This window comes from Salinispora oceanensis, assembly GCF_000383575.1.
GTDB classification, from domain to species: Bacteria; Actinomycetota; Actinomycetes; order Mycobacteriales; family Micromonosporaceae; genus Micromonospora; species Micromonospora oceanensis.
The window spans coordinates 215,922-223,566 of sequence record NZ_KB911579.1 but is presented as its reverse complement, the minus strand read 5'-3'; the positions used below and the strand labels follow the sequence as shown (position 1 = coordinate 223,566).

6 protein-coding genes are annotated in these 7,645 nt (G+C 69.6%); 2 read left to right on the top strand and 4 right to left on the bottom strand.

Going from position 1 to position 7,645, the window contains the following annotated elements; all coding sequences use genetic code 11:
* Window position 1: 1 nt before the first annotated feature.
* The 4 genes from SALPAC4_RS0100885 to SALPAC4_RS0100870 form a co-directional block, all read right to left on the bottom strand.
* Complete coding sequence (locus SALPAC4_RS0100885; RefSeq protein ID WP_019868761.1) at window positions 2-1,801, bottom strand: hypothetical protein; 1,800 nt, start codon at window positions 1,799-1,801, stop codon at window positions 2-4.
* Entirely contained in the window at window positions 1,789-2,049 is a 261-nt protein-coding gene (locus SALPAC4_RS0100880; RefSeq protein WP_019868760.1) for a lymphostin biosynthesis Trp-donating RiPP, read from the bottom strand. The genes SALPAC4_RS0100885 and SALPAC4_RS0100880 overlap by 13 nt, the downstream gene beginning before the upstream one ends.
* An 18-nt stretch (window positions 2,050-2,067) precedes the next feature.
* The gene (locus SALPAC4_RS0100875; RefSeq protein WP_019868759.1) at window positions 2,068-2,688 is read right to left on the bottom strand and encodes an NADPH-dependent FMN reductase; all 621 of its coding nucleotides are present in this window, start codon (window positions 2,686-2,688) and stop codon (window positions 2,068-2,070) included.
* Between the two features lie 275 nt (window positions 2,689-2,963).
* On the bottom strand, window positions 2,964-5,636 hold the full coding sequence (locus SALPAC4_RS0100870; RefSeq protein WP_027644800.1) for a CHAT domain-containing protein: 2,673 nt from the start codon (window positions 5,634-5,636) through the stop codon (window positions 2,964-2,966).
* Window positions 5,637-5,867: 231 nt separating this feature from the next.
* Here SALPAC4_RS0100870 and SALPAC4_RS0100865 point away from each other — a divergent pair, with 231 nt between their 5' ends.
* Both SALPAC4_RS0100865 and SALPAC4_RS0100860 read left to right on the top strand, forming a co-directional pair.
* Window positions 5,868-7,046: a S8 family peptidase gene (locus tag SALPAC4_RS0100865; RefSeq protein ID WP_019868756.1), complete on the top strand. Its 1,179-nt coding sequence runs from the start codon at window positions 5,868-5,870 to the stop codon at window positions 7,044-7,046.
* A gap of 32 nt (window positions 7,047-7,078) precedes the next feature.
* The gene (locus SALPAC4_RS0100860) at window positions 7,079-7,642 is read left to right on the top strand and encodes an RNA polymerase sigma factor (protein WP_018744301.1); all 564 of its coding nucleotides are present in this window, start codon (window positions 7,079-7,081) and stop codon (window positions 7,640-7,642) included.
* Window positions 7,643-7,645: the final 3 nt, after the last annotated feature.

Sequence of the window (7,645 nt, the reverse complement as noted above, 5' to 3'; positions counted from 1 at the left end):
GTCAGTCCTGAAAGTTGATCAGGTCGAAGGGACGGTTGAGCTTTGTGCGGGGCTTCGGCAGGAGCTCGGCGAGCTCCGCTGAGCTGGACACCGCCTTCGCGAGGGCCGTCGCCTCGACCGGACGGGTCAGGCTCAGTGCCGCGTTCGCCACGGTGGCCGGGACATCCGCGCCGGCTCCCCCCGTCATCACCTGTCCGGCCTGGGCGAGGGCGATCCGGTAGGGGTCGCCGAGCAGTCGAGCATCCTGCTCGGCCAGCTCGTACTCCGCGACCGCGGCCTCGCGGTCGCCCGCGGTGGCGTGCAGCATGCCCAGCTCGAGGCGGACCTCGGTCTGATGGAAGATGTCGTTGAGTCCGGCGGCGTTGGTGAGGGTTGTATCGATCTCCTTAACAGCGGCTTCCCGGTCACCGACCAGCAGCCGCAGCCCGGCGCTGCGATACGAGTGGTGCTTGGCGAAGCCCGCCGTTGAGGAGCCGGTGGCCTGCCGGAACTTGTCCCAGGTCGCCAGCGCGGACGAGTACTTGCCGGCTTTCTCCTGCAGCACACTGATGTTGGAGTACAGATTGATGCGCAGGTGAGCGGAGCTGGCATCGTTGAGGCCCGTGAGGCAGGCGAGCGCCTTCTTCTCATGCTCGAACGCCGGGCCGAGTCGTCGCTCGGCGAAGAGGGTCAGCCCGCGCAGGTTGTGCAGCCAACCCCGCTCCCGGCGGACGCTGTCGGCCTCGTTCGGGCGTTCCCGGACGACCTCGAACCCCTGCTCGACCTCGGCCACCGCCTCGCCCAGGCGGTTCTTGCGCTTGGAGAGGGTGAGCGCGGTGTACAGGTGGGACTGGGCGCGGATCTCCGGAGAGAGTCCGTCGTCGTGCTCGCGCATGGCACGAAAGGCGGTGACAGCCGCGTCCTGGTCCCCGCGGAAGCCGGCCTGGATACCGATTACCTTGAGGAGGAAGCCGCGGATATCAGCGGTGCTGCGCAGGATTGTGGTTTCGAATTCGATGGCGTGGACCAGGCTGTCCTCGCGTTCCGCCTTGGCCAGAAGCTCGGGAAGGGCGGGCGTGGGGACCCCGGGCAGGAGCTCGATCGCCTCGGTGGCAACGACCGCCATTCCTTCCCAGTTCGCGGAGAAGAAGGCCCGCCGGCAGTAGGCCATGGCGGCGGCGACCCGGTCGACGGCGGAGCTGTCCTGGTCGCGTGCCCGCTGGTAGAGCTTGCCCTCTTCGGAGGCGGGTGCTACCGCGGTGGCCGCGACCGACGGTAGGTCCAGCACGAGATCGTCGACGGTGATGGGCAGGTCCATGCGACGGAGGCAGCGAGCCCGCTCGGCGCGGTAGTCGGCGTGCGGTCCAAGCGGCGCCCGAACCGACTCGGGGCGATCCAGCAGCAGTGCCGCGCCGGGGTGGACCCGTGAGTGCTCCACGGCCCGCATCAGCCCACGCAGGGACGACAGGTCGGTGCCGCCGGCGCCGCTGACGAGCAGTGGACGACCCAACTCCGCGGTGCCGGCGCAGAGCGCGGCGGCAGCGACCGAGAGAACTCGGTACACCTGCTCGCTCTCCCGGTGGAGCCGCCGCTCGGAGGCGGCGAGTGCGATCTCGCCCAGTGGTGGCGGGTTCTCCTGTGGCTTGTCGTCGGGGGCCAGCTCCGACCATTCAGCGGCATGGCGGTGGGGTAGCTCACCAAAGCTGGCACCTGCCGCGCGGAGCGCGGCGATACATTCGCGCAGCCCGACATAGGAGCTGGCGGGGCCGGTGTTGATATCCACCCGGACGGCGGCACCGGTGGCCACGGTCACCGGCGCCACTGGATCGCCTCATTCGACGCGAGGGCGAGCGGTGCGATCTTGTTTTCCACCTCGTCGAGGTCGAAGTCGACGTTGTCCAGGTCGTCGAGCCCATCCACGTCGGAATCGATCGACGAGGCGTCGGTCAGCTGGCTCGCTACGGACGTGGCTGTCGTGGTGGCAACCGCCGGCGCCAGGTTGTCTACGGTGCCGTCAGCTACTTCCGCGGTTGCGGCGGAGCGCTCGTTGTCCAACATGTCGTACTCCACTTCAGATCAGTCCGGTGTTCAGGCAGCGGTGGATCGGGCGAGGGCGAACTCGACGACTTGCTCTCCCATGAGGGACAGCTGGGCGGAGATGTGCGAATCCGTGCTGGTGCCGTCGGAGGCGAACGCGACGTTCTCCGTGTTGACCGCGACGCCGAGCGGCGTGGGCCAGCCCCGGAGGGCGTGTACCACCGCCCGGAGGCTGGTCAGGGTGGTAGCGGCCTGGGACCCGCGAGCGGTGACCAGGCAGCCGACGGCCCGACCATCTAGGTAGGGGCGGGGTGCGTCGCTCAGGTCCTCGATGTAGTCGAGGGCATTCTTGACCAGGCCGGAGATACCTCCGTGGTATGCCGGTGTTCCGATCACGATTCCGTCGGCCATGCGTACGGCGTTGACGAGTTGCCGAGCCGCCGCCGTCCGCCGGCTCTCGCCGGGCAGGTACAGCGGTAGCTGTAGCGCGGTGGCACCGAGCAGGTGCGTCCGGGCCCCGGCCCGCTCGGCGGCGGACAACGCCGCCCGGACTGCCTGCTCGGTGGAGGAGCCGGGGCGCATGGTGCCGCCGATGCCGACGATGAGGGGACCGGTGCGGCTTCGGACCCTGCTCGCACCATTGCTGGTGGTGGTTAGCTGGAGCACGTTCACACCTCTCCTTCGTCGCGCGCGGACTCGAACCTGCGAGCTGTCGGGCGCGATGGGATGTGTTTTGTTCGTCGTCCCCCGTGCGGTTCCCCGATAAGAGCGGGCTAAGGGCGCGCCTGATGCATACGTTTCATGTCGCGAAGGCGACGTATCAGATCGGCGCGTGACAGCTCGGTCCGCTGTGGATCGACGGAGCGTGTTCGCAGGGGTTCATCCGGGTAGCCGACGGCCTACCATCAGGGCGGGCTCGTTCCCGCGGCCGAAGCCGGGGAGGTCGGTCAGCCGGCGCCGAAGCAGACGAACGAGGCGGCGGTGGCGGTGCCGGCGTCCAGGCCAGCACCGAATTCCGCCTGCGCGCCGGCGAGGGCGACACCCGGTGCATCGCCGGTGGCCAGCCGTCGATGCATCTCCACCATCAGCTCCTGTGCCGCGGAGTCCAGCGCCGGCAGGACACTGGCCAGTACCGTCGCCGTTCCCAGCTGGAGCAGCGCGGTCGACAGCCCCATCAGCTCCTCACCCGGGTGCACCGCGGACAGCCCCACGTCGCAGGCGGAGAGGACCACCGTGGCCGGTGCACAGGCGAGCCGTTCCAGGTCGTAGACGGTCAACGGACCATCGGCGAGGCGTACGTGCGAGAACATGGGGTTGTCGGTGCGGAACCTGCCGTGTGCGGCGAGGTGCGCGAGGGGAGCGCCATCCAGCGCCGCGAGCGCTGCCTCAGCGGTCGCGTCGGGGCCGAGGAGCATCTTGACGGGAGCGAGTGTTCCCGCCAGCCGCTGCACCTCTGCTTCGGCGTAGGCGAGGCCGGGGCCGGCGACCAGCACCGGATTCCGTTGGTGGGGCGGAGCGGTCGTTGTGGGGTGGGCGGCCTGGCGGCGGGCCGACGCGGTGAGCCACTCCGATGCTGACGGCACCACCGTGACCGGACGCCCGGCACAGGTCGGTAGCAGCGCCCAGGGCATGGCGTGCAGTGCGCCGACCGGCACCAGGACCAGCCCGCCGGCACCGAGCCACGGCTGGATCGCGCCGAAGATCAAGTTGTCCAGCTGGTGCACCGCGAATCGGGCCGCGGTCGCTGCCGCCGCCCGGGAGTCATCGGTGCCACGGCTGGTCAGGATGCGTCGCAGCGCAAACCGCAGTGCCTGGAGCTCGTCGGTGACGGTGGCGAGCGCACCGAGCGCCCGGGTGTGAAACCGGCCACCGTGCACCACGACGATGTGTAGCGTCCCGTCAACGTCGATCAGCTCGACCAGCGTCTGGTCGGCCAGCTCGACCGCGATTCGGTCCAGCGATATTCCGCTCGCCGCACCAGACTCGGTGCCGCTGGCCTGCCAGCTACGGGTCCGGATCCGTTCCTCGATCATCCGCTGTCGACGCAGCAGGGTCGATCCCAACGCGGCACTCGTGTGGTTGGCTTCATCAACGGTGCGGCGCAGCTCGGCCAGGTCGGCGGCGAGCCCGGCTTCGTCCGGCGGGCGGGCAGGGGGCAGCCGCAGCGCGGCGGCCCGCCACCGCTCACTCCAGCGGAGGACCGCCTGAGCCTTACCGCCCCGAACCGCGAGTCGAAGGCCGGTGCTGGCCAGATCCAGGGCGTAAACCCCGGCCATCACCCGCAGCTCCGTGGCGCCGAGGGCTGCCTGGTAGCGGTCCAGCAGTGCCATTCCCGCGTTGAGGGCCCGGCGTGCCCCGGTGGTGTCGCCGGTGGCGATTCGGCGGAGTGCCTCGGCATGCCAGGCGCGTGCCCGGAGCTGGGCCGGTCCACCACGGCTGGCGGCGCGGATGGCACTCAACTCCCCGGCGATGGCTGCGGCCTTCGCGCGTCGCCCGGAGCGAAGCGCCCGGTCGAGGGCGACTCGGGCGGCGTAGAGGCGGGCGTCGAGTGCGGGTATCGGCCAGCTACTCGCCGCCAGCGCACGTGCCACGGAGCGGGCCTGTCGCAGGTGCGCCGGTTCCTCCGGCGAGCTGGCCCGCAGCTTGACGTATCGGGACAGCGCCGCCCAGGTCGGTCGGTTCTGTTGACTGAACAGGCGGTGTGCGGCCTGCGCCTGCTTCGAGGCGGTCGGCAGATCGGCCTCGGCAAGCGCGACTTCGGCCAGCATCAGCCGGGCCTGCGCCTCGTAGAGCCCCATTCGGCTTGCCCGGGCCGCGTCCAGGGCGGCCTCGGCCGCGGCGCGTGCCTCCGGCAGTAGCCGGGCCCCCAGCAGCAGTTCGCCTCGATCCATCAGGGCGATCGCCGGGCGGGAGGTCCGGGCGAAGTACTGGTCGGCCAGGTCGTACCAGCGCAGCGCGCCAGGAATGTCACCCGCGCGGGACAGCACGAAACCGAGGTTGTGGCGGACCTGGGCGAGAGCCAGCTCCTGGTCAAGCTCCGCGTAGCCCTGCTCCGCGGCCCGCAGGTCGGCCTCGGCCTGGCGCAGGCTCCCCCGGTAGGTGTGCAGCACCCCTCTGTTGGTGAGCGCACGGGCTTGCCACAGCCGGTCCCCGCTCCGTCGGAATGCGGCCAGCGCGTCGGTGTAGCCGGCCATCGCCTCGTCGAAGCGGCCGAGGCGGTCGAGGATCAGCGCCCGCTGCATCTGTAGGCGCGCGGCGGGCAGCCCACGGAGGGTTGGTGATGCGGCGTCGATCTCGCGCAGCGCCTGTTGCGGCTGGCCGGCCTCGGCCAGGACCAGCGCCAGGCTCATCCGGGCTTCGGCCGCGCGGACCGGGAGTTTGGCTGCCTCGGCCACGCGGCGTGCGCGGCGCAGGTGGCGGAGCCCGTGATCTGCGTTGTGTTGCTCCCGCGCGGCGAGACCGAGTGCCCGCAGCGCCACGGTCTCCTGGTCGGGATCCGCAGCAGCACGGGCAGCGGCGAGCGCGGCATCGGCCAGCTCGGTGGCGCGAGCCGGGTCGGCGGTGACGAGGTGTAGCGCCCTGCCTGCTGGACTGTCGTCCATCTGGTTGGCGCTGCCCATCACCTAAGAATTTTGGCACAGCGGTGAACGACCGAACAGCCGTCCGACGCAGCTTCCGTTTCGTCCACTCTGGCAATCCCCAGCTCGGGTGGGTGTCAGTCAGATTCCTGACTCAACTCGCTGCGCGCGACTTGTATCAACGAGCCGCGAACCATTCTCTCCTGTGCGACCGCCTGCATGCCGGTTCCCGGCAGGTGGTGGTGATCGATTCCCCTACTGAAGGAGAGATGGATGCCTCCGTCCTCGGAACGCGTCAACCGATTCGCCGCTCGCCGTCGGGCGCGGCTGGAGCGTCTTCCAAAGCTCGCGCACACCGCCGTCGGCGGGAGCGCCCGGGCGTGGTTCGTCGCCGACGAGCTGTTGGTCGTTGAAGACAGCCGCCGGGATGCCGAACGCTATCTTGGCCGTGCTCGGGCCGCGCAGCCCGGCTCCGGTGACGAGGAGCTGCTGCCGGGCCTGCGTCGCTACCGGGCGCCGGGACTGGACGTGCCGGCTGCGGTCCGCGCGCTGCGCTCGGGTCGCCCGACCGGCAACCAGGTGGTCAGCCCCAACCACGTCTTCCTGTCCAGTCCGTTCAACCACGGAGGTCCGTTCGGGCCGCCGGCGCCCGTCGCCGCGGCAACGTTGAAGATGCCGGCCGAAACCGATCGTGTTGCGGTGTCCATCGTTGACACCGGGTTCTGGACCGAGACCCCGCTTCCGGCCGGCTACCTCGCCGCGGACGGCGTGGAGGTCGAGACGGAAACCGATGTCGATGAGGATGGGTTGCTCGACGGCGATGTGGGGCACGCCAACTTCATCGGTGGTGTCATCGCGAACCACACGGACCGTGCGGCGTTGCGGGTGATTCGGGCATTGAACACTTTTGGTGTCTGCACGGAGGATGAGCTGATTGCCGCACTTGGCCGGCTACACCCGGACACCAAGGTGATCAACCTCTCCCTCGGCGGGTTCACCGCCGACGGGTCCGCACCGCTCGGCGTACGGGCGGCGTTGGAGCAGGCCCTGTCCGGGGTCGACCGGGTGGTGGTCGCTGCCGCCGGTAACGACGGCAACCGCAGCGACCCGTTCTGGCCAGCGGCTTTCGCCGATGCCGGTGAGTCGTGGAGCGGACAGGTCCTGGCGGTCGCTGCGCACGACGGCAGCAACCTCTGTTCCTGGAGTAACGCCGGACCGTGGGTCAGCGTCGTCGCGCCGGGTGCGGACGTGCGAAGCACGTACATCGACCACGCGCTCTTCCCCGAAGGGTGGGCACAATGGAGCGGAACTTCGTTCGCCGCGCCACGAGTGGTTGCCGAACTCTCCGCGCGGATCGACTCGGAGGTCGGGGCGGTGACCGCTGCCAACCAGCTGATGGCCGACCTGAGGACGGCCAACCAGCGGTTTGGAGGCCACCTCGGGCTGATCTGATGCGCTCAGGTAGCGCTGTACGATGCTTGTCTATGAGCGACGACGACGCGGGTCGGCTGGTGCGTGCTGCTGCCAACGGTGATCAGGCGGCGTGGGAAGCGCTGGTAGACCGGTACGCCCGACTGGTGTACACGGTGGCGCGGGGATTCCGACTCGACGATGCTGATGTCGCGGACGTTAGCCAGGCGACCTGGTTACGGCTTGTGGAAAACCTGGACAAGTTACGTGATCCTGGATCGGTGGGGGCGTGGCTTGCGACCACCGCGCGTCGAGAGGCCCTTGCCCTGCTGCGCAACCGGTGGGAGGTGCCGTCACCGGAGTTCACCAATTCCGAGCTCATGGACGAGCTACAGCCGGAGCCTTGGCAGCGGCTGGTCGCCGAGGAAACTGATGCGGAGCTGTGGCGTGCGTACCGTCAGTTGCCGATACGCTGTCAGGAGCTACTGCGGTTGTTGGTGTTCGAGCCGGTGGGCAGCTATGCGATCGCTGCTGCGGCGCTCTCGGTGCCCATCGGCAGTCTTGGCCCTTCTCGCGCCCGGTGCTTGGCGAGGCTTCGGGCACTGCTGAATCAACCAGCACCGCAGCGACGTACCTAGGGG

Excerpts from the sequence above, each read along its gene's own strand:
- SALPAC4_RS0100870 (WP_027644800.1), bottom strand. The coding sequence starts at position 5,636 with ATGGGCAGCGCCAACCAGATGGACGACAGTCCAGCAGGCAGGGCGCTA.
- SALPAC4_RS0100865 (WP_019868756.1), top strand. The coding sequence starts at position 5,868 with ATGCCTCCGTCCTCGGAACGCGTCAACCGATTCGCCGCTCGCCGTCGG.
- SALPAC4_RS0100860 (WP_018744301.1), top strand. The coding sequence starts at position 7,079 with ATGAGCGACGACGACGCGGGTCGGCTGGTGCGTGCTGCTGCCAACGGT.